Source organism: Mycolicibacterium neworleansense (genome assembly GCF_001245615.1).
Classification (GTDB): Bacteria; Actinomycetota; Actinomycetes; order Mycobacteriales; family Mycobacteriaceae; genus Mycobacterium; species Mycobacterium neworleansense.
The window spans coordinates 88,807-109,265 of the sequence record NZ_CWKH01000003.1; the positions used below are offsets into that span (position 1 = coordinate 88,807).

A 20,459-nucleotide genomic window follows, 5' to 3' on the forward strand; every position below is an offset into this window, starting at 1 on the left:
GTAATGACGACCAGTACCGTGCACACGTTCTGCCGGTACTGCCTGGCGTCGTGCGGGCTGGAGGTGACGGTCGAGGACAACCGGGTGCGCAAGATCGCCGCCGACAAGCTCAATCCCCACTCCTGGGGCGATTTCTGCGCCAAGGGCCGCACTGCCGGCCAGGTGGTCGAACATCCACGCCGGATCATGGCGCCGATGCGCCGGGTGGGCGACACCTACGTCGAGGCGAGCTGGGACGAGGCGATCAGCGATATCGCCCAGCGGTTGAACCGGATCATCGACACCGGCGGACCGGATGCGGTCGCGGCTTACTACGGCAATCCGGCCGGGTACTCGTCGTCGAATCTGGTGTTCATGAACGCCTGGCTGGACGCCATCGGCACGCACAACCGGTACGCGGTCGGATCGGTAGACCAGAACGCCCTGCACGTGGTGGCCGAGGCAATGTACGGATCACCGCTGATGGTGCCGGTGTCCGATGTCGACAACTGCGACTACTTCCTGATCATCGGGGCCAACCCCGCTGTGAGCGCCTGGAATTGGGTGGAATCCGTGCCGGGCGGCTGGCGACGCGCGCTGGCGCGCCAGAAGCGGGGGGCGCGCATCGTCGTGGTCGACCCGATCCATACCGAGAGCGCGCGGGCTGCCGATCTGCATCTGCCGGTGCGTCCGGGGCAGGACTGGGCGTTGCTGCTGGCGATGGTGAAGGTGATCCTCGACGAGGGGCGCGAGCACCGCACCGACTGCGCCGAGCTGGCCACCGGAGTGGCCGACCTGCGCGCCCTGACCGCCGAAGCCGACCTCGACGACCTGGCGGCACGCTGCGATATCGCCCGTGCCGTGATCGAACAGGTGGCCCGCGAATTCGCCTCGGCGCCAACGGGGATGGTGATCACTCGCACCGGGGTGTCGCTGCATGCCGCGGGCACGGTCGCCGAATGGCTGGGCCACGTGCTCAACGTGATCACCGGCCGGATGGACCGCCCGGGTGGGCGCCGCTTCGAACCCGGCTATGTCGACACCCTGCGACTGGCGGGCCTGGCCGCCACCCGCCCGCACATCAGCCGGCTGGCCGGACGTGATCTGGTGGCCGGCGCGCACGCACTGGCCGAACTGCCCGACGAGATCACCACACCCGGCCGCGGCCAGATCCGCGCCCTGCTGATCAACTCGGGCAATCCCGTGGTCTCCGGCCCCGACGGCGCCGGACTCGACCAGGCCCTGGCCCAGTTGGACCTGCTCGTGGCCATCGACCTGGTGCAGCGCGAGAGCCACCGGCACGCACACTGGCTGCTGCCCGCGGTGCACTGGCTGGAACGCGACGACCTGTTGGCCTTCACCAGCGGCATGCACGACGAGCCCTATGTGCAGTACGGCGTGAGGGCCGTCGAACCGCCGGAGGATGCTCGCGAGGAGTGGCGGGTGTTCACCGATCTGGCGCTGGCCATGCGCCGTCCGCTGTTCGGCGCCAAGGGGTTCAACGGTTTCATCCGCGCCACCCGGTGGCTGGCGGCGCGCACCGGACGGCCCGGGCTGTCATTCGGCCCGCACTGGATGGACCGCCTGATCATCCTCACCTCGCGCAGGGTCGACGGACACAAGCTCACCTGGCGCGAACTCAAAGCCCACCCGCATGGCCTGGTGCTCGGCCCGCGGCAGTTCGGCCGGTTCCGCGACGCGCTGCGGACACCCGACCACAAGGTCCATGCGGCGCCCGCCGAGTTCGTGGCGCGAACCCGCGAATTGCTCACAGCGCCGGATCCCGCGCCGCCCGAAGGCTTCCCGTTCCTGCTGGGCAACCGCCGACGGCGGCATTCGATGAATTCGTGGCTCAATGAGTTGCCGGGCCTGCACCCGGCGGGCAAGGGTAACGAGGTGTTGGTGCACCCCGAGGACGCCGCAGCGCTGGGCATCGGGACCGGCGACCTGGTCCGCGTGTTCTCGCCTGCGGGGCAGTTGGAGGTGACGGCCGCACTCAGCGACCGGCCCCGCCGCGGTGTCGTGGTGCTCGATCATGGCTGGGGCTCGCGGGTATTCGACCCGCGTCACGGTGGCGCACCGGATTCCTACGGCGTCAACCGCAACCTGCTGGCCGACCGCTCGTCCATCGATCCGCTGTCCCAGACCTCGACGCTGGGCTCGGTCTATGTCGGGATCGAACGGATCTAGGAGCCGGGTCCTTCGGCACGCAGATCGTCGACCGTCTTCATCGCCTCACGCAGCTTGCCCAGCCACTCCTCGGTGTGCTGACCGACCAGGCGCACCGACCAGGCCAGGGCATCCGAGCGCGACCGCGCCACGCCGGCGTCGACCAGCGTGTCGAGCACCTGCCGCTCAGGCTGCTTGAGCCGGGTCATCACCGGTACGGCGATGTGGGTGAACAGGATTCGCTCGGTGTTGCCCTCACCGGCGTTGATCTCCACGCCCCAGGACACCTTGCGGTCGAAGCGGCCCTGCGCCTCGTCGGCGATGCGCATGCGTTCGCCGCGCGTCTCCTCCCGGAACCGGGAGGCCCGCCCAGAGGCGCGTGCCGCGGTCTCGCCTTCCGGATTGTCGGTGGCATCGGGGAGTCTGCCGATGACGGTGATCTCTTCACGGTCGACGATCACGGTCGGATCGCCGGTGAACCAGGTATCGGGCAGTCGCCCCGCGAACCATTCGGCGGCCTCGTCTGCGGGCCGGCGACGGTGTTGATGTTTGGTCATGATTACATGATTACACTGTTACACCGCTGATGGGCCGGCGTTCACCCCCGGCGAACGTCGATTTTTCGCCGTTCGGCCTCAGTTGCGTTTGAGCAGCAGTGCAGCGCCGCCGGCCAGCACCAGCGCGACCAGCAGCAGCCCCGCCCAGCCCGGGCCGGCCAGCCACCACACGGCGCCCAGCACGATGAGTGCCGGCGATGCCGCGAACAGCACCATGCCGGGGTGCTGCTTCAAGACCGCGAGCGCACCCTGGGCACGGATCGGGTCGATTTCCTTTGCCATGGCACCAGAATGCCAGCTGTCCGCCACGTTCGTAGTGCAGTGGCGACTTGTAACCTGGTGTCGATTTCTCCCCCACCCGACGATTCGAGGAATGACTGTGAACGGAACTTGGCAACCCGGCTGGTTGCCCGATCCCGAGGGCCGCTACGAATACCGGTGGTGGGATGGGCAATCCTGGACCGACCAGGTGTCTCATCAGGGACAGCCCGGCAGGGCGCCGATGGGAGCTGCTGCACAACCACCCCAGCAACCTCAGGCCGAGGCGCAGCCGACTGGTGACGGGTTCGCCGGAATCAGCGGGGATCTCGTCGACGGTCGGTTCAGCGAGAAAGAGGCGACGCCGATCGCCAACCAGAACAAGAAGATGCTGCGCGTCCGCCTCGGCGAACCGTTCATGGCCCGGCAGGGCTCGATGGTCGCCTACCAGGGCAACGTCGACTTCGCCTTCGAAGGCGGCGGCGCGTCGAAGTTCATCAAGAAAGCCCTCACCGGCGAAGGACTTCCGCTCATGCGCTGCCAGGGCCAAGGCGACGTGTTCCTGGCCGACCAGGGCTTCGATGTCCACCTGCTGCAGCTGTCCAACTCGGGTCTGTCGATCAGCGGCAAGAACGTGCTGGCGTTCTCGTCGGGCCTGGACTGGAACATCGAACGCGTCCGCGGGGGCAGCATCGCCACCGGCGGCCTGTTCAACACGACCTTGCGCGGCACCGGGTGGGTGGCGCTGACCACCGACGGCCCGCCGGTGGTGCTCAACGCCGCCGAGGCCCCGACCTTCGCCGACACCAATGCCGTGGTGGCCTGGTCGGCGCACCTGCAGACGCAGCTCAAGACCAGCTTCAAGGCAGGCGCACTGATCGGCCGAGGCTCCGGCGAGGCCCTTCAGGTCGCATTCCACGGCAACGGCTTCGTGATCGTGCAGCCCTCGGAGGGCGTCACGGTTCCGATGCAGTGAGCGACGCGGTGGGCGCCAGCCTGCCGCCGTCCCGCATCAGCACGTAGAGCGCCGCCGCGGACACCAGCCCGATCGCAGTGAGGCCCAGCCACACGAGTTCGGCCAGGCCCGCGGCGCGCGCCGCGCCGATCAACGAACCCGTGGCCACATTGCCCAGCAGAATCCCCACTCCGACAACGGTGTTGTAGAACCCGTAGTGGGTGGCCACCAGCCGGTCACCGGACAGCGCCACGACGGTGTCCATCTCGAACGGGAACACCGCCGCCGACCCCAGAGCCAACAGCCCGGATGAGACGAGCAGCGCGGCGACCGCGGCGGCGGTACCGAACCGGTCTCCGTCGGGCACCACAGCCATCGGGATGAACGCCGCGGCGAGCACCAGCAGGCCGACCACCAGGCTGCGGCGCGGACCCCAGCGGTCGGAGAACCACCGCGTGATGCGCAACTGACCACCCACCGCGATCAGACCGGAAACCACGAACACCGCTGCCACCAGTGCGGTTTCGTTTCCCGGCCGCAGCACGGCGGCCTGCAGCGGCAACGCCAGGTACACCTGGAAGGACAGGACGTAGGAGCCGATCATCGCCACCGCGAACAGCAGGAATCCGCGGTTGGCCACGACGCTGCGCCAGTCGTCGAGGACCGAACTCCGCTCGGCGACCGGTTCGGCGCGGTGGCGCGGCAGGGCCAGCAGCTGGGCCACCGTCAGCACCGCGAAGACTCCGGCCGCCGCCGCCGCTGTCACCCGGAAATCGAAGGCCAGCAACGCCATTCCTGCCAGCGGGCCCAGCAGGATCCCGGCCTGGTAGAACACGTTGAAGGTGGCGAAAGCCTCGACCCGCCGGTCACCGGCATCGGCGGCCAGGTAGGCCCGCACCGCAGGGTTGAACAGCGCACCAGCGAAACCTGTTGCCGCCGAGGCGATCAGCATCGCCGGCAGCGAGTCCGCGACGACGAGCAGACCGAACCCGGCGGTGCGAAGCAGACAGCCGGCCACGATCAGCGGCTTGTAGCCCAGCCGGTCGGCAAGGGTGCCGCCGACGATGAACATGCCCTGCTGCGAAAAGTTGCGCACGCCCAGCACCAAGCCGACGGCCCAGGCCGCCAGGCCCAGGGGTCCAGCGAGGTAGCCGGCCAGGTAAGGCATCAGCATGTAGAAGCCGAGGTTGATACCGAACTGGTTGACCATCAGCAGGCGGCTGGGCAGGTCGAAACTGCGGAACTGCCTGATCAGTCCGCTCATCCGGCCACCGCCGTCGGGTCGGAGACCGTCTCGCAGCGGGTCCAGGATTGCACCACGCGGTCGGCGGGGTGGGCGATCGTCTCGGGTTCATCGGCCGGCCGGTGATCGAGCAGGCCGAGCTCGCGGCAGTAGTCGTCGTTGTACACCGTGTCGAAATAGCGCTGCGGGCCGTCGGGGAACACCGCGGCAATCGTGGTGCCGCGCGGCTGATTCCGCGCTGCCCAACCGGCCACCAGACCTACCGCGCCGACGCTCCAGCCCCCGCTCGCGTAGTACGTCGAGGCCAATGTCCGCGCTGCCCACACGGCGTCGGCCGGCGCGACCCAATGCACCTCGTCGAACGCGCCGTAGTCGACGTTGCGGGGATAGATGCTCGAACCGAGACCACGCATGACGCGCGTCGCAGCGGGCTGGCCGAAGATCGTCGAGCCGATCGTGTCCACCCCGATCAGCCGCATATCCGGGTTGAACTCGCGCAGTACCCGCGCCACTCCGGCCGAATGTCCGCCGGTGCCGACCGAGCAGACCAGGACGTCCACGTGGCCGATCTGGGCGTTGAGCTCCAGCGCCAGTGGCCGGTAGGCCTCGACGTTGTCCGGGTTGTTGTACTGGTCGGGATACCAGGAGGAGGCGTCAGCCGCGAGCAGTTCGGCCACCCGGTCCCGCCGGGCCTGCTGCCAGCCGCCGGTCGGATGTGGTTCGGTCACGGTCGAAACCTGCGCACCGTAGGCGGCCAACATGCGCTCCATGATGGGCTCCAGGCCCGGATCGGTCACCAGGGTCACCGGGTGGTGGTAGATCGTGCCCGCGAAGGCGAGCCCGAGCCCCAATGTGCCACTGGTTGATTCGATGATGCGGCCACCGGGCTTCAGATCACCGCGGGCCCGGGCCTGCTCCACCATGTGCATGGCGGGGCGATCCTTCATGCCGCCCGGGTTGAAACCTTCGAGTTTCGCCCAGAATCCGCGCCCTTCGTCGGCGAACGGAGTGGAAACCCACAGGGTGGGCGTGTGCCCGACCATGGTGCTGGGCCCGCGGTTTCGGCGCAGGACATGGAATGAACGGGTGGACAGAACATGGTTCATGGATTCGTCATTTCTGTATCTCCGGCCGCGACGCGCGGCACCTGATCTGGACAGCGTTGGGACGCAGACAGATCAGCGGCGTGCGATACAGATTCGGATCAGAAGTTCTTGTCCGGCGAGTAAGACCCCATGACGGTCGGGAGGACCCCGGGTCGCCCGCACGGCTGCGCATCCGCACAACACCGCGCAGCCGACGATGAACGCCACAACCGACAATGCGGCCGCGCCGGCGATCGTCCGGGGCAGCACGGCTGCGGTGAAGGTATCCGGGGAGTGCGGAACCGTCCCGTCGCTGATGTGCGGGTGGTCCAGCATCATGGCTTCGGCGCCTTCGCCGATCGCGGCTGCGACGGCGTGCGGCAGGTGCGGCGCCCGATCGTGGGCGCCGGCCTGCCACTGCACGGCCAGCACTGCCGCCCACATCGCAACCGCCACCAGGGCGATCACCCGCTTCATCGGAACCGTCTCAGCCGCAGGCTGTTACTGACCACGAACACCGATGAGAAGGCCATCGCGGCGCCGGCCAGCATCGGGTTGAGCAGCCCGGCCGCGGCCAGCGGCAACGCGGCGACGTTATAGGCGAAGGCCCAGAACAGGTTGCCCTTGATCGTGGCCAGGGTGCGGCGGGACAACCGGATGGCGTCGGCCGCGGCCCGCAGATCTCCGCGGACCAGGGTCAGGTCACTGGCCTCGATCGCCACATCGGTGCCGGTACCCATGGCCAGGCCGAGATCGGCCTGGGCCAGCGCCGCGGCGTCGTTGACGCCGTCGCCGACCATGGCCACCACCCGGCCCTCGTCCTGCAGCCGCTTGATCACGTCTACCTTGTCCTGCGGCAGCACCTCCGCGTAAACCTCTCGCACACCAACCTGTTCGGCGATCGCACGGGCTGCCGCCTCGTTGTCACCGGTCAGCATGATCGGCTCCAAACCGAGGCCACGCAGCTGCTCGATCGCCTCCTTCGAGGTGGGCTTGACCGCGTCGGCGACGACCAGCACCGCCCGCGCCTGACCGTCCCACCCCACGGCGATCGCCGTGCGGCCCTGGTCCTGGGCCTCACGCATCGCGGTGTCCAGTTCGGGAGGCAACTGCTGCCCCCAGTCAGCCAGCAGCTGACGTCGTCCCACCACGACGGCGTGTCCGTCGACGATGCCCTGCACCCCGAGACCCGCCACATTGGCGAAATCCTCGACCGCGGGCAGGTCGCCGACCTTTTCGCGGGCGCCCTTGGCGATGGCCTGGGCGATCGGGTGTTCGGAGCCGTCCTCGACCGCCCCGGCCAACCGCAGCACCTCGGCTGGATCCTCATCTGGCGCGGCGATCACGTCGAGCAGCGTCATCGCCCCGGTGGTCACCGTCCCGGTCTTGTCCAGCACCACGGTGTCCACCCGGCGGGTGGACTCCAGCACCTCGGGCCCCTTGATCAGGATGCCGAGCTGGGCACCGCGGCCGGTCCCGACCAACAGCGCCGTCGGCGTGGCCAGGCCCAGCGCGCACGGGCAGGCGATGATCAGCACCGCCACGGCGGCGGTGAAGGCCGCGGCCACCGGCCCGCCGGTGCCCAGCCAGAAGCCGAGGGTACCGACCGCGAGCGCGATGACGATCGGCACGAAGACCGCGGAAACCTTGTCCGCCAGGCGTTGTGCCTGCGCCTTGCCGGATTGCGCATCCTCGACCAGCCGGGCCATCTGGGCCAGTTGGGTGTCGGATCCGATTCGCTTGGCCCGCACCACGAGCCGACCGCCGACGTTCACCGTGGCACCCACCACCTGGTCGCCCGGGGCGACCTCGACGGGGACCGATTCTCCCGTGAGCATCGAAGCGTCCACCGCCGACGAGCCGTCGACCACCTCACCGTCGGTGGCGATCTTCTCACCGGGCCGGACCACGAACTCGTCACCCACGGCCAGGGACTCGATGGGAATGCGTTGTTCCACACCGTCTCTCAGGACCGCGACGTCCTTGGCTCCCAGTTCCAGCAGCGCCCGCAGGGCCGCGCCGGCGCGGCGCTTGGACCGTGCCTCGAAATACCGGCCGGCCAGGATGAAGGTGGTGACGCCCGCGGCAACTTCCAGGTAGATGTTGCCGGTGCCGTCGGAATGGGAGATGGACAGCGAGAACGGATGCGTCATCCCAGGCATCCCGGCGCTGCCCCAGAACAGCGCGTAGAGCGACCAGCCGAATGCCGCGATCGTGCCCATCGAGATGAGCGTGTCCATGGTGGCGGTGCCGTGCCGCAGATTCGTCCAGGCCGCGCGGTGGAACGCCCATGCACCCCACACCACGACGGGTGCGGCCAGCGTCAGCGAGAGCCACTGCCAGTTGGTGAACTGCAGCACCGGGATCATCGCCATGGCGACGACCGGGATGGTCAGGACCGCCGAGACGATCAGCCTGGTGCGCAATGCCACGGTCGGATCGTCCTCGGCGTGAGCCTCGGACGACTCGGTGGCGGGCAATTGCGCTGTGTAGCCCGCGTTTTCGACGGCCTCGATCAGCTGCTCGGGCGTCACCTCACCCGCGACGTCGACGGTGGCCTTTTCAGTGGCAAAGTTCACCGTCGCGGTGACGCCGTCGAGGTTGTTGAGCTTGCGTTCGATGCGTCCGGCACATGAGGCACACGTCATTCCACCGATCTCCAGTACGACGTGGTCGGTGGCGGTGCTCACGGTTCCCCCTCAACGGTGAATTCGGCGGTGTGCACCGCGTCGCGGTGCTTGAAATCCAGGAACAACCGGTACTCACCGGCGCTGGGAAGTGTGGTGTGGAACGCGATCTGCGGGCCCGGCGCAGTGGCCGGGTCGGCGGCATCGCTCATCGGATGGACGTGCAGGTACTCCAGGTCCGACGCGCGCACTGCGACCAGGTGTCCGTAGGCGCCCAGGTAAGGCTGCAGATCGGTGACGGGCTTGCCGTCCCGGCTGACCGACAGCGTCAGTTCCGATGGTTGACCGGCCTTGGCCACCCCCGTGAGCGACACCGTGTAGCCGTCGACCGTGGCGGTACCGGCCGGCGCGGGCAGCGGTTGCGGCTGATAATTGCCGGCGACGGTCATGTCGGCGCCGAGTGTGACGGGATGACCATCTACCGGGACGAAGTCGGCGAACACCCGGTAATCGCCGGGCTTGACCAGATCCAGCGGAACGCTCCAGATGCCTTTTTCGCCGAGCACCGGATGCACATGCTGGTAGTCGGCGAGATCGCGGCGGACCACGATCAGATGCAGCAGCTCTTCGTGACTCTCGACGTACTTCGCCACCGGAGCGCCGGAGCTGTCGACGATCCGGAACCGCAGCGGCACCGCAGCACCGGACGGCAGCTCGGTCTGATCGAGGCGCAGGGCGTACCCCGCCCCATGGCCGGCGTCATGGCCTTCGGCGGGGACGCTGTTGGGCATGACCGCAGAGCCGATCCCGAAGGACACGGCGAACACCATGACAAGTCCGACGACGAACCCGATGAGCTTCTGCGGCGCACTCACGATCTACCCCTACTCAGCCCGCGACGGCGTAGCCGGCCTCGGCGACCGCGTCATTGATGGCAGCCGGGTCGAGCAGGCCGTCGCTGTCGATGGTCACCAGACCGGTTGCCAGGTCGACCTCGACCGTGCGCACACCAGGTAGGCCACCGACCTCTTCACGGACCGACGTGGCGCAGTGGCCGCAGGTCATGCCGGTGACGGTGACGGATTGGGTGCTCATGCAATTTCCTCCTGAAGCGAGCTTGTGTCGGTTCATACTATACCCCCCTAGGGTATGAAATGCATGTCTCCCCCTTCCGACTGCTGCACTATGGGCAGATGGAGCAGATACCGGGCGGCTACCGGGCCTTGGTGGTCGACGACGAAGCGCCACTGGCCGAGGTCATCGCGAGCTACCTCACCCGCGACCAGTTCGAGGTCACCATCGCCAACGACGGGACCGAGGCCCTGCGACTGGCCCGCGAGGTCGACCCCGACGTGGTCGTTCTCGACCTCGGCCTGCCCGGCATCGACGGCGTGGAAGTCTGCCGGTCGCTGCGCACGTTCTCCGACGCCTACGTGGTGATGCTGACCGCCCGCGACTCGGAGATGGACACCATCGTCGGGCTGTCGGTGGGCGCCGACGACTACATGACCAAACCGTTCAGCCCGCGCGAACTCGTGGCCCGGGTCCGGGCCATGCTGCGCCGGCCGCGCGTCTCCTCCCCCGCGGCGACCGACGGCCGGGTGTTCGGCGCACTGCGCATCGATGTCGACGGACGCCAGGTCTTCCTCGGTGACGAGCCGATCATGCTGACGCGCACCGAATTCGACGTACTCGCCGCCCTGTCGGCCCGACCCGGGGTGGCGCTCAGCCGTCGCCAAATCCTCGAATCCGTCTGGGAGACCACTTATGTCGGTAACGAACACCTCGTCGACGTCCATATCGGTCACCTCCGCCGCAAACTGGGCGACGACCCGGCCGACCCGCTGTACGTGATCACCGTGCGCGGGGTCGGATACCGGATGGGCACCGGGCAGGACAGCCAGCGATGACCGTCGGCTTGCGCACCCGGCTGCTGTCGGCCCAGGCCCTCGTACTGCTCGCCGGTGCCGGCACCACCGGGCTGGTGGCCGCCATCGTCGGGCCGCCGCTGTTCCGCGAACACCTGCACCGTGCCGGGGTGTCCGGCGACTCGGCCGAGCAGATGCACGCCGAAGAGGCCTACGTCTACGCCACGGTGATCTCGATCGGGGTCGCATCGTGTGTGGCGATCCTGGCCGCCCTGATCGTCACCTGGTACGTCGGCCGGCGCCTGCAGCGGTCGCTGACCCAGTTGTCCCAGGCGGCCACGGCGATCGCCGACGGCCACTACGACTCGCGGGTTCCACCGGCCCATCTCGGCGACGAATTCGACTCTCTGGCAAGGTCGTTCAACCAGATGGCCGGACGCCTGGAGGCCGTAGACGCCGGCCGTCGGCGGCTGTTCAGCGATCTTGCGCATGAGATCCGCACTCCGGTTTCGGTATTGGAGGCCTACTTCGAGGCCATCGAGGACGGCGTGAGAACCCTTGACCCCGAGACCGTCTCGATGCTGCGCCAGCAGACCCACCGACTGGTCCGGTTCGCCGGCGATGCCGGCGCCCTGGCCAAGGCCGAGGAAACCCCGGCCACGATCACCCCGGTACCGGTGTCGATGGACGCCGTGGTGGCAGCCGCGATCGCCGCGGCCACCGACCGGTTCGACGACAAAGGTGTGACGCTGAGCCGGCGGGTGGACGAGCACCTGCCGTCGCTGTCCGCCGATCCACACCGGCTGGCCCAGATCCTGGGCAACCTGCTCGACAACGCACTGCGGCACACCCCGGCCGGGGGGCGGGTGACGATCACCGCCGCCGCAGGCCCCGACCGGAGCATCACACTGACCGTGGCCGATACCGGCGAGGGCATCCCTGCCGAGCACCTGGCCCACGTCTTCGACCGGTTCTACCGCGCCGACACCGCGCGCGACCGCGACCACGGTGGCTCCGGGATCGGACTGGCGATCGTGAAGGCCTTGGTCGAAGGGCACCGCGGCCACATCAGCGTGAGCAGTTCGGGCACCGGAACCACCTTCACGATCATCCTGCCGACCGGTTAGAGCGAACCCAGGATCTGGCGCATGGTGTCGATCTCCTGCTGCTGGGTTTTCACGATGGTGCGGGCCATCTCGACCGCAGCGGGGTACTGACCGTCCTTGATCTCATCCTCGGCCATGGTGATCGCACCCTCGTGGTGAGCGATCATGTGCGTCAGGTACAACTTGGCCGCCTCCGCGCCCTGCGCATTGCGCAGCGCGGTCATGTCGGTCTCCGACACCATGCCCTGCATGGCCGGCATGTCGCCCGGTCCCATGTTGCCGTGGCCCATGTCGCCGTGGCCCTGCGGCGGCATCGGCGGCATCGGCGGGTTGCCCCACTGCTTCAGCCAGCCCTGCATCTGCTCGATCTCGGGCGCCTGGGCGCCCTTGATCTGGGTGGCCAGCTGGGTGACCCGCGGATCGATGCCCTGCTTGGCCAGCAGCACGTCGCTCATCTCGACCGCCTGCTGGTGGTGCGGAATCATGTGGTGGGCGAACATGACGTCGGCGTCGTTGTGAGCCTCACTGGTGACCGGCGCACTCGCCGCGGCCGAGGTCGTCGTGGTGTGCGTCATCGGCTCGGCAGTCCTGTCGGCCTGGTCGTTGCTACAGCCGGCCACCAGGACCGCCGCGACCGCCGCGCCGGCACTCAGCATCATCAGTTTCGTCATGCCTCCAGAGTCCCGAGACTCGATGTGGCTGCCCTAGTCGTTCGATGAAGATTCGATAAAGCTCTGCGGGATCACTGTGCGGGCCGGGCCCGGAAGAGCTTCACGTCGCTCTTGACGCCCTTGAGATGACGAGCCCCGGCGAACGACCAGGCGAACCGGTTCTCGCCCCGGGCCTCGGTGATAGCGGTGCGGGTGGACTCGGCCACCAGCACGGTGCCGGGCCTGGCCGCCCCGGTGACCCGGCTGGCCAGGTTCACCGAGCTGCCGAACCAGTCGCCGGCCCGGCTCACCGCAGGCCCGGTGGCCAGCCCGACCCGCAACCGCGGGAAATCCTCATCGGTTTCGGTGGTGGCCACCAACCGCAGCGCCGCGTCGAGCAGGGCCGCCGGATCGGTGCTGACGAGCATCACCGCATCGCCGATCGTCTTGATCAGCCGCACCGGGCCGACGGATACCTCACGTGCCGCCTCGGCCAGCCGATTCGCCAGGCGCTCAAGGTCTTCGGGCTGCACGACCTCACCCAACCGGGTGAACCCGACGATGTCGGCGAACGCGATGGTGACAACCCGGGCGCCGGGCAGTGGCACCCCCTCGGCCCGCTCGGACGCGTTGACGGCCTCGGTCTCCATCGCGTGGCGCAGCTGCACGAACAACATGTCCCGGATCATCGGCCCGATCAGCGGGGCCGCCTCGGCAACCAGCGCCTCGCTCGCCTTGGCGGTCTCCAGTTCGGTGGCCCCCGGGGTCAGCACCGCCGCCAGCGCGGCATACCGCATCACCTCGGCGGCCCGGCCCAGGCCCTCGGAGAGCACCCGGGTGATCAACACGATCTGGTCCGGCTCGATCCCCAGCTCCATGAACCGCTCGGCGAAGCCGACCGCCTCGGCGTCGGCCCGCAACAACACCGCGGCGTCGGGATCCTCGACCGTTGCCAGCCCCATCGCCCGCTGCAGTCGCTGCACCAGTGCGACGTCCAGTCCGGTCTGCTCACTGATCTCGCGGGTCGACACGTACGTGCCGTCGTCGCCGGCCACCCGGCGCGAGGCCAGCAGCATCGGGGTGACCGCCTGGCGGATCTGGTCGGCGGTGATACCGCGGGACAGAAGCCATTCGACGAGCTCGGCACGCTGTGCGCCGGCCTCGCCGTCGAGCCCGTCCAGGAGTGTGGGGTCGGCCGTCATCAGGTCAAGGTAGTCCACGCACCGCATGAACCGCCGGAGCTGTCGAGGAGGTCAGCAGTGTCGACATGTCCTGGGGGTAACGGACATCCACCACCACCGAGTCCCCGAAACGGTACGGCTTGCCGGCTACCAGGCCGACGAACTGCTTACGCAACCGCGACATCTCGGCACGCACCGTCACCACCCTGGACCGATCGCCGTAGAGATCCTCCGCCAGTTCCGGTGCCGAGCGGCCCTGCTGGTTGGTCGCCAGCACCAGCAGGATCTCGGCGTGGCGACTGGAGATGCTGCGTCGCCAATTGCCGAACTGGCCGGCCATCTCCAGCGACGGCTCGTTGTCGCGCAGGTCGAGGATCACCCGTGACGGCGCCGCGCTGGGCTCGGCGTCGTCGGCCACCCGGACCAGCCACCCGCCGGGCAGCGCCTCCACATCGCACATGCCGAGCGGAGGGATCCACGCCCGGCCGGGTAACCCGCTCTCGGGCAACAGGATCCGGTTGTGCAACGGCAGGGAGTCCACCGCCGCCACCCAGCCGTCGGCGTCGACCGCCAGCGCCGGATTGCCCACTCTGGCCAGGATGGGCGCGGCCACCGTGCGCAACCGGTTCAACGTGCGGTCATGTGCCTCGCGCAGTTGCGATTCCGCGAGCCGCGCCACCAAGTCCACCAGAGCGACCGTCGTCGGATGCACCGTCGAGGCCGGGCCGGACACGTCCACGATGCCGATGACCTGGCCGGTCCGCGGATCACGGATCGGCGCGCCGGCGCACGTCCACGGATGATGGCTACGCAGGAAATGCTCGGCCGAGAAGATCTGCACCGCACGATGCGACGCCAGTGCGGTACCGATCCCGTTGGTGCCCACTGCGTTCTCGCTCCACGTCGCGCCCTCGATGAAACCGAGCCGGTCGGCGAGGCTGAGCACGCGCGGCGAACCCGAGCGCCACAGCACCCGGCCCCGCGCATCGGCCACCACCAGGATGTTGTCGCCCTCTTCGATCACCGACTCGAGCCCGCGCGACACGTCGTCAAGGACCGCGATGAGACCGGACTGCTGCCGCAACATATCCAACCCGGCCGTCTCGACCTGCGGCGGAATGTGATGATCTGGGTTTATCCCCTTGGCCCGCAGCCTGTTCCATGAATCCTCGATCACCGCCCGGGGCCGGGCAGGCGCACGGTCGCCCGACATGGTCGCGTCATAGACCGCCGATAGGAGCATGGCGTACCGCCGCGGATCCTCACCAGGTGAGACCGCGGGCTCGGGTACCGATGAACCGGCCATCACCGCCGATTGTGCTCCACATCACATCTGGACGCCAATCGCGGGCTACCGATAGACCAGCCCTCCGTCGATCAAACCGGCCTGACCAGTCATGTAATCGGCGTCCGGCCCGGCCAGGTAGGCAACGAATCCGGCCACGTCCTCCGGTGTTTCCGAGCGACCCAACGCGATGCCGCCCGCGTACTTCTGGAATGTCTCGCCCTCGGCGGCGCCGGTGAGTTCGGCGAACCGCTTGTCGATCTCGACCCACATGTCGGTGCCGACGATGCCGGGACAGTAGGCGTTGACGGTGATGCCCGCAGACGCGTATTCCTTGGCCGCGACCTGGGTGAGACCACGCACCGCGAACTTGGTTGCGCTGTACACCCCGAGCATCGCGAAACCGTCATGCCCCGCGATCGACGAGGCGTTGATGATCTTGCCCGGCCGGCCCAATTCGATGAACTTGGCCGCGGCAGCCTGGATTCCCCACAGCACACCGTCGACGTTGATCGACCACACCCGGGCGATGTCGGCGGGCGTCACCTCGGCGATCGGGCCGACCAGGGCCACCCCGGCATTGTTGACCATGATGTCGAACCCGCCCAGAGTGGACGCGGCATGTGCGACGGCGGCGTACACCGAATCACGGTCACTCACATCACAGACGAAAGTTGTTGTCTTCGACCCGATTTCGGAGATCTCCCGGGCAACCGCATCGATCCCGTCCGGTACCACGTCGACCAGTGCGACATCGGCGCCGTCCCGCGCCAGCCGCAGCGCGATGCCCCGCCCGATTCCGCGGCCCGCGCCGGTGACCAGCGCTACCTTGCCGTGCAGTGTCACGATGCGCCTCCGCTCGGATCGACCAACACCTTCATCTTCTTGCCTGCGTGCAGGGCTTCGAATCCCTCGTCGATCACGTCGTCGATCGCGATGGGAGTGACCCACCCGCTCGTGTCGTACACCCCTTGGGCCATGAGATCGATGACTGCCTCGAAGTCCGCCGACGTGTAGCACAGCGAACCCTGAATCCTGGACTCGTTCATCACCAGATTGAGCAATGGTGTCGGCAGCGGCTTCTCGTAGATCGCCACGCTGACGGTGGATTTGCGTGCACCCACGCATGCCGTGGCCGCCTCGATCGCCGGTGCCACCCCGGCAGCGTCGAACGCCGCGTCGGCCCCGCGCCCGTCGGTGTGATCGACGATGAAGGCCGGCACATCGATGGTCGTCGGGTCCAGGGTCTTGGCGCCGAGAGTCTCGATCGCAGTCCGCCGGGTCGGCGAGGGTTCCACGACGAATACGTCGTCGAGCCCCTTGCCCCGCAGCGCGAACCACAGGCCGATGCCGATCGGTCCGGCGCCGAAGATGACCGCGGTGTGCAGCGGGCCGACCTCACCGAGTGTGGCGGCGTGATAGGCCACCGACATCGGCTCGACCAGCGCACCGAGTTCGAGGGACACGTTGCCGGGAAGCCGGTGCAGCATGTCGGTCGGCACCACGGTGTATTCGGCCATCCCGCCGTCGGACATCAAGCCGTGGAAGCCGATCTGCTGACAGATGTTGTAGGTCCCGGCCCGACACGGCGCGCAATGTCCGCACCGGTAGATCGGCTCGACGGCGACGCGGTCGCCCGGCGCGAAATCTGCCACGCCCGCACCCACCTCGGTGATGGTCCCGGAGAACTCATGGCCCATGGTCAGCGGCAGCTGCCGGCCCGTCAAAGGATGCGGCTCGGTCGGCACAAAGATGGGGCCCGCATAGTATTCATGCAGGTCGGTACCGCATATGCCATTGAAGCCGACTTTGACCTTGACGGTTCCGGGGCCGGGGTCAGGTTCGGGGACGTCGGCGACTTCGACCTTGTTCGGTCCGTAGTACACGGCTGCTTTCATAGAGGACGTTGTAGGCGCCCAGACGGGTGCGCCGTAAGGGTTGCAAGACGTTGCGCCTTCAATTTGCACAGGCAAACGCCAGGTGGATTGCAACCCCGTGCAACCCTTGTTGCGGTGTTCGACACGGTGTGGGCTGGGCCACATGACACAGACCACCGCCGCACCGCTGGCCACGCTGTCCCCACAGGAACGGGTGGACGCCTGGCTGGCCGACTTCGAATCCGCACTGGCCGACCGGGACGTCGAACGCGTTGTCGCGAAGTTCGCCACCGACAGCTTCTGGCGTGACCTGGTCGCCTTCACCTGGAACCTCAAGACCCTCGAAGGCCGCGACGGCATAGCCGACATGCTGACCGCCCGGCTGAACGACACCGATCCCTCCGGATTCCGCACCTCGGAAACCCCGACCGAGGAGTTCGACGGGGAACACGTCGTCACCTCGGCCTTCATCGAGTTCGATACGGCGGTGGGCCGCGGCAAAGGGCACCTGCGGCTGCGAGACGAATTGGGCTGGACCTTGCTGACCACACTGCAGGAGCTCAAGGGGCACGAAGAACGCAAGGGCGCCAACCGGCCACTGGGCGCCGTGCACGGCTCCGATCCGGACCGGCGGTCCTGGGCCGAGAAGCGTCTCGACGAAGACCTCACCCTCGGCTACACCGAACAGCCCTACACCGTGGTCATCGGCGGTGGTCAGGGCGGCATCGCACTGGGCGCCCGGCTGCGACAGCTCGGTGTGCCGGCCATCGTCGTCGACCAGCACGAGCGGCCCGGCGACCAGTGGCGCAAGCGCTACAAGTCGCTGTGCCTGCACGACCCGGTCTGGTACGACCACCTGCCTTATCTGCCGTTCCCGGCCAACTGGCCGGTGTTCGCACCGAAGGACAAGATCGGCGACTGGCTGGAGTTCTACACCCGCGTCATGGAGGTGCCGTACTGGAGCTCGACGACGTGCGTGTCCGCGTCGTACGACGAAGACGAACAGCGGTGGACCGTCGAGGTGAACCGCAACGGCGAACCCGTCACGCTGCGCCCGGTGCAGCTGGTGCTGGCAACGGGCATGTCGGGCAAGCCCAGCATTCCGACGCTGCCCGGACAGGACGTTTTCCGCGGCGATCAGCATCACTCCAGCCACCATCCCGGCCCGGATCAGTATGTGGGCAAGCGCGTCGTGGTGATCGGCTCCAACAACTCCGCCCATGACATCTGTAAAGCGTTGTACGAGAACTACGTCGACGTGACCATGGTGCAGCGCTCATCGACCCACGTGGTGAAATCGGAATCGCTGATGGAGCTGGGGCTCGGCGACCTCTACTCCGAGCGGGCCGTCGCGGCCGGAATGACCACCGAGAAGGCCGATCTCACGTTCGCGTCCCTGCCGTACCGCATAATGGCCGACTTCCAGCGTCCCATCTATGACGCAATCCGCCAGCGCGACAAGGACTTCTACGCCCGGCTCGAAGCCGCCGGATTCGACCTGGACTTCGGCGACGACGACTCAGGCCTGTTCATGAAGTACCTTCGGCGCGGTTCGGGCTACTACATCGACGTCGGCGCCTGCGAGCTCGTCGCGGACGGCAGCATCAAACTCGCGCACGGCGACGTGGACCGGCTGACCGAGGACTCGGTGATCCTGGCCGACGGCACGGAGTTGCCCGCCGATGTGGTCGTGTATGCCACCGGGTTCGGTTCGATGAACGGCTGGGCCGCCGACCTGATCAGCCAGGAAGTTGCGGACCGGATCGGCAAGGTGTGGGGCCTCGGCTCGGGCACCACCAAAGATCCCGGGCCGTGGGAGGGCGAACAACGCAACATGTGGAAGCCCACCCAACAGCCCAACCTGTGGCTGCACGGCGGCAATCTGCACCAATCCCGGCACTATTCGCTGTATCTGGCGTTGCAGCTCAAGGCCCGCTACGAAGGCCTGGCAACGCCGGTGTACGGACTTCAGGAGGTCCATCACCTGAGCTGACGACCCACGACATGGCGCCCCGAACGTGACATCTCCCCCCACGCCGTTCGGGGCGCCCGCGTGTGTGCCGGGTATACATACGAGGGTGCGTCGATGGTTGTGGAGTCTCGCCGTTCTGCTGATCGTCGCGGTGACCGTGACGGCCGCCGGGTACTGGGTGTCGAAGTCACGCACCTTCGCGCTCACCGGGCACCTGGTGTCCAGGGTCGCCACCTCCGCCAAAGTCGTTGCCCTCACCTTTGACGACGGACCGACCGGGCACACCCCCGAGGTGCTGCGGATGCTTGACGACGCCGGCGTCCGAGCCACCTTCTACCTCACCGGCGCCGAGTTGACCGCCGCGCCACAATACGGCGCCGCAATCGCCGCCGCCGGGCACGAAATCGGTAATCACAGCTACTCGCATCAGCGGATGGTGCTGACGTCACCGGCCACCGTCGCCGACGAAATCGAACGGACCGACTCCGCGATCCGAGCCACCGGGTACCAGGGTCCGATCACCTTCCGGCCGCCCTACGGAAAGAAGCTGTGGACGCTGCCGCGATACCTGTCCTCACATGACCGGACCATGGTCACCTGGGACGTCGAACCCGACTCGGCCACCGGCGCGGCTGCCGACGCGATCGTGGCCGAGACCGTCTCCCAGGTCCACCCGGGCTCGATCGTCCTGTTGCACGCGATGTACGACAGCCGCGATGCCTCCCGGGCCGCCGTCCCCCGTATCGTCAACGAATTACGCTCGGCTGGTTACCGATTCGTCACCGTGTCCGAATTGCTGGCGAACCCATGACCGAGCTGCTGCACGGGCTGGATCCCATCGTCGGCGAGACGCCCAGCGTGCTGATCCTGGGGAACATGCCGAGCGTGATGTCGCTGGCGTCCGGGCAGTACTACGGCAATCCGCGTAACGCATTCTGGCGGATCACCGGCGCGCTCTTCGGGTTCGATGCCGATGCACCGTATTCAGATCGAGTGAACGCCCTGTGCACGCACCGGGTCGCGGTGTGGGATGTGCTGCGGTCCTGCCGCCGCGTCGGGAGCCTGGATTCAGCCGTCGAGCGGGACAGCATGGCACCCAACGACTTTGCCGCATTTTTCGGCTCGCACCCCACACTGCAGCGGGTGGTGTTCAACGGGGCTGCCGCCGAGGCGAACTACCGGCGCCTTCTCGGCGCTCCCCCGCTGCGCAGCGTGCGCGTGCCGTCGACCAGCCCCGCACAGACGATGCGCTACGAGGACAAACTCGAGGCGTGGCGGCCGGCGCTCAACGCTTAGCCTCGGTCAGGCCAGTCGGTCCACGATGTCCTTGGCCTCCTTCAACCGCAGCCCGGTCTCGTCGCGCAACAGTTTGATGGCAGCGATCTTCTGCCCCTGCAGGGCGAGCTGGCGGACCATCTGGCTGGCCATCATCTCGCTGGGCTGACCCGTGGGCGGTAGCGACACCGGATGCCCGGCAGCCGAGGCCGCGCGTTCCAGTGCAGCAACCCGTCGCTCCAGTTCCTCCACGCGTCGGCGCAGGTCGTTGCTCGATTCGTCGTTGCCGCGGAAAAGGCCCATCGTGCCAGTGTGGCATCCGGGCCCCTGCGACGTTGCTGCGTTCTATCCTCGTTTCAGCAGGTTCTCCGA

At 67.8% G+C, this 20,459-nt stretch carries 21 protein-coding genes; 7 read left to right on the forward strand and 14 right to left on the reverse strand.

Annotated elements, in window-relative coordinates; all coding sequences use genetic code 11:
* The first annotated feature begins 3 nt into the window (after nt 1-3).
* A complete protein-coding gene (locus BN2156_RS24860) occupies nt 4-2,169 on the forward strand; it encodes a molybdopterin-containing oxidoreductase family protein (RefSeq protein WP_090517693.1) in 2,166 nt (721 codons plus the stop codon).
* On the opposite strand, the gene BN2156_RS24865 is transcribed toward BN2156_RS24860, so the two are convergent.
* Both BN2156_RS24865 and BN2156_RS24870 read right to left on the reverse strand, forming a co-directional pair.
* A complete protein-coding gene (locus BN2156_RS24865) occupies nt 2,166-2,708 on the reverse strand; it encodes an ATP-binding transcription factor AbmR (RefSeq protein WP_407661761.1) in 543 nt (180 codons plus the stop codon). The two genes, BN2156_RS24860 and BN2156_RS24865, sit on opposite strands and share 4 nt — an antisense overlap.
* Nucleotides 2,709-2,783: 75 nt before the next feature.
* Nucleotides 2,784-2,987 (reverse strand): hypothetical protein, encoded by a 204-nt coding sequence (locus tag BN2156_RS24870; RefSeq protein ID WP_090518527.1) that lies wholly within the window; start codon nt 2,985-2,987, stop codon nt 2,784-2,786.
* A gap of 91 nt (nt 2,988-3,078) precedes the next feature.
* Between BN2156_RS24870 and BN2156_RS24875 the strand changes: the two genes are divergently transcribed.
* Entirely contained in the window at nt 3,079-3,939 is an 861-nt protein-coding gene (locus tag BN2156_RS24875; RefSeq protein ID WP_090517695.1) for an AIM24 family protein, read from the forward strand.
* Here BN2156_RS24875 and BN2156_RS24880 read toward each other — a convergent pair.
* The 6 genes from BN2156_RS24880 to BN2156_RS24905 form a co-directional block, all read right to left on the reverse strand.
* Nucleotides 3,920-5,182 carry an MFS transporter gene (locus tag BN2156_RS24880; protein WP_090517696.1) on the reverse strand — a complete coding sequence of 421 codons (1,263 nt, stop codon included), beginning with the start codon at nt 5,180-5,182 and terminating at the stop codon, nt 3,920-3,922. The two genes, BN2156_RS24875 and BN2156_RS24880, sit on opposite strands and share 20 nt — an antisense overlap.
* Entirely contained in the window at nt 5,179-6,267 is a 1,089-nt protein-coding gene (locus BN2156_RS24885; protein WP_090517697.1) for a PLP-dependent cysteine synthase family protein, read from the reverse strand. The genes BN2156_RS24880 and BN2156_RS24885 overlap by 4 nt, the downstream gene beginning before the upstream one ends.
* A 72-nt stretch (nt 6,268-6,339) precedes the next feature.
* Nucleotides 6,340-6,723 carry a putative copper homeostasis (lipo)protein LpqS gene (gene lpqS / locus BN2156_RS24890; RefSeq protein WP_090517698.1) on the reverse strand — a complete coding sequence of 128 codons (384 nt, stop codon included), beginning with the start codon at nt 6,721-6,723 and terminating at the stop codon, nt 6,340-6,342.
* Nucleotides 6,720-8,936: a heavy metal translocating P-type ATPase gene (locus BN2156_RS24895; RefSeq protein ID WP_090517699.1), complete on the reverse strand. Its 2,217-nt coding sequence runs from the start codon at nt 8,934-8,936 to the stop codon at nt 6,720-6,722. The genes lpqS and BN2156_RS24895 overlap by 4 nt, the downstream gene beginning before the upstream one ends.
* Nucleotides 8,933-9,748: a DUF8832 domain-containing protein gene (locus BN2156_RS24900; RefSeq protein WP_090517700.1), complete on the reverse strand. Its 816-nt coding sequence runs from the start codon at nt 9,746-9,748 to the stop codon at nt 8,933-8,935. The genes BN2156_RS24895 and BN2156_RS24900 overlap by 4 nt, the downstream gene beginning before the upstream one ends.
* A gap of 13 nt (nt 9,749-9,761) precedes the next feature.
* A complete protein-coding gene (locus BN2156_RS24905; RefSeq protein ID WP_090517701.1) occupies nt 9,762-9,968 on the reverse strand; it encodes a heavy-metal-associated domain-containing protein in 207 nt (68 codons plus the stop codon).
* Nucleotides 9,969-10,066: 98 nt separating this feature from the next.
* Here BN2156_RS24905 and BN2156_RS24910 point away from each other — a divergent pair, with 98 nt between their 5' ends.
* Nucleotides 10,067-10,783 (forward strand): response regulator, encoded by a 717-nt coding sequence (locus BN2156_RS24910; RefSeq protein WP_090518528.1) that lies wholly within the window; start codon nt 10,067-10,069, stop codon nt 10,781-10,783.
* Nucleotides 10,780-11,868, forward strand: coding sequence for a HAMP domain-containing sensor histidine kinase (locus BN2156_RS24915; protein WP_090517702.1), 1,089 nt, complete (start codon nt 10,780-10,782; stop codon nt 11,866-11,868). The genes BN2156_RS24910 and BN2156_RS24915 overlap by 4 nt, the downstream gene beginning before the upstream one ends.
* Here BN2156_RS24915 and BN2156_RS24920 read toward each other — a convergent pair.
* The 5 genes from BN2156_RS24920 to BN2156_RS24940 form a co-directional block, all read right to left on the reverse strand.
* On the reverse strand, nt 11,865-12,518 hold the full coding sequence (locus tag BN2156_RS24920) for a DUF305 domain-containing protein (RefSeq protein WP_162490957.1): 654 nt from the start codon (nt 12,516-12,518) through the stop codon (nt 11,865-11,867). The genes BN2156_RS24915 and BN2156_RS24920 overlap by 4 nt on opposite strands.
* 71 nt (nt 12,519-12,589) lie before the next feature.
* Nucleotides 12,590-13,699 (reverse strand): adenylate/guanylate cyclase domain-containing protein, encoded by a 1,110-nt coding sequence (locus BN2156_RS24925; protein WP_090518530.1) that lies wholly within the window; start codon nt 13,697-13,699, stop codon nt 12,590-12,592.
* 4 nt (nt 13,700-13,703) lie between these two features.
* A complete protein-coding gene (locus BN2156_RS24930; RefSeq protein WP_162839256.1) occupies nt 13,704-14,984 on the reverse strand; it encodes a GAF domain-containing protein in 1,281 nt (426 codons plus the stop codon).
* Between the two features lie 45 nt (nt 14,985-15,029).
* Nucleotides 15,030-15,809, reverse strand: a complete 780-nt coding sequence (locus BN2156_RS24935) for an acetoin reductase (RefSeq protein WP_090517704.1) — start codon at nt 15,807-15,809, stop codon at nt 15,030-15,032.
* Nucleotides 15,806-16,861, reverse strand: a complete 1,056-nt coding sequence (locus tag BN2156_RS24940; RefSeq protein WP_090517705.1) for a 2,3-butanediol dehydrogenase — start codon at nt 16,859-16,861, stop codon at nt 15,806-15,808. The genes BN2156_RS24935 and BN2156_RS24940 overlap by 4 nt, the downstream gene beginning before the upstream one ends.
* Nucleotides 16,862-17,003: 142 nt before the next feature.
* On the opposite strand from BN2156_RS24940, the gene BN2156_RS24945 reads away from it, so the two are divergent.
* The 3 genes from BN2156_RS24945 to BN2156_RS24955 all read left to right on the forward strand — a co-directional run bounded on the left by BN2156_RS24945 (nt 17,004) and on the right by BN2156_RS24955 (nt 20,108).
* Nucleotides 17,004-18,833, forward strand: coding sequence for a flavin-containing monooxygenase (locus BN2156_RS24945; protein WP_090517706.1), 1,830 nt, complete (start codon nt 17,004-17,006; stop codon nt 18,831-18,833).
* 85 nt (nt 18,834-18,918) lie between these two features.
* Nucleotides 18,919-19,623 (forward strand): polysaccharide deacetylase family protein, encoded by a 705-nt coding sequence (locus BN2156_RS24950; protein WP_090517707.1) that lies wholly within the window; start codon nt 18,919-18,921, stop codon nt 19,621-19,623.
* Nucleotides 19,620-20,108, forward strand: coding sequence for a DNA-deoxyinosine glycosylase (locus BN2156_RS24955; protein ID WP_090517708.1), 489 nt, complete (start codon nt 19,620-19,622; stop codon nt 20,106-20,108). The genes BN2156_RS24950 and BN2156_RS24955 overlap by 4 nt, the downstream gene beginning before the upstream one ends.
* Before the next feature lie 6 nt (nt 20,109-20,114).
* Here the strand turns inward: BN2156_RS24955 and BN2156_RS24960 are convergent, their stop codons facing one another.
* Nucleotides 20,115-20,390 (reverse strand): ribosomal protein L7/L12, encoded by a 276-nt coding sequence (locus tag BN2156_RS24960; RefSeq protein ID WP_090517709.1) that lies wholly within the window; start codon nt 20,388-20,390, stop codon nt 20,115-20,117.
* Between the last annotated feature and the right edge of the window lie 69 nt (nt 20,391-20,459).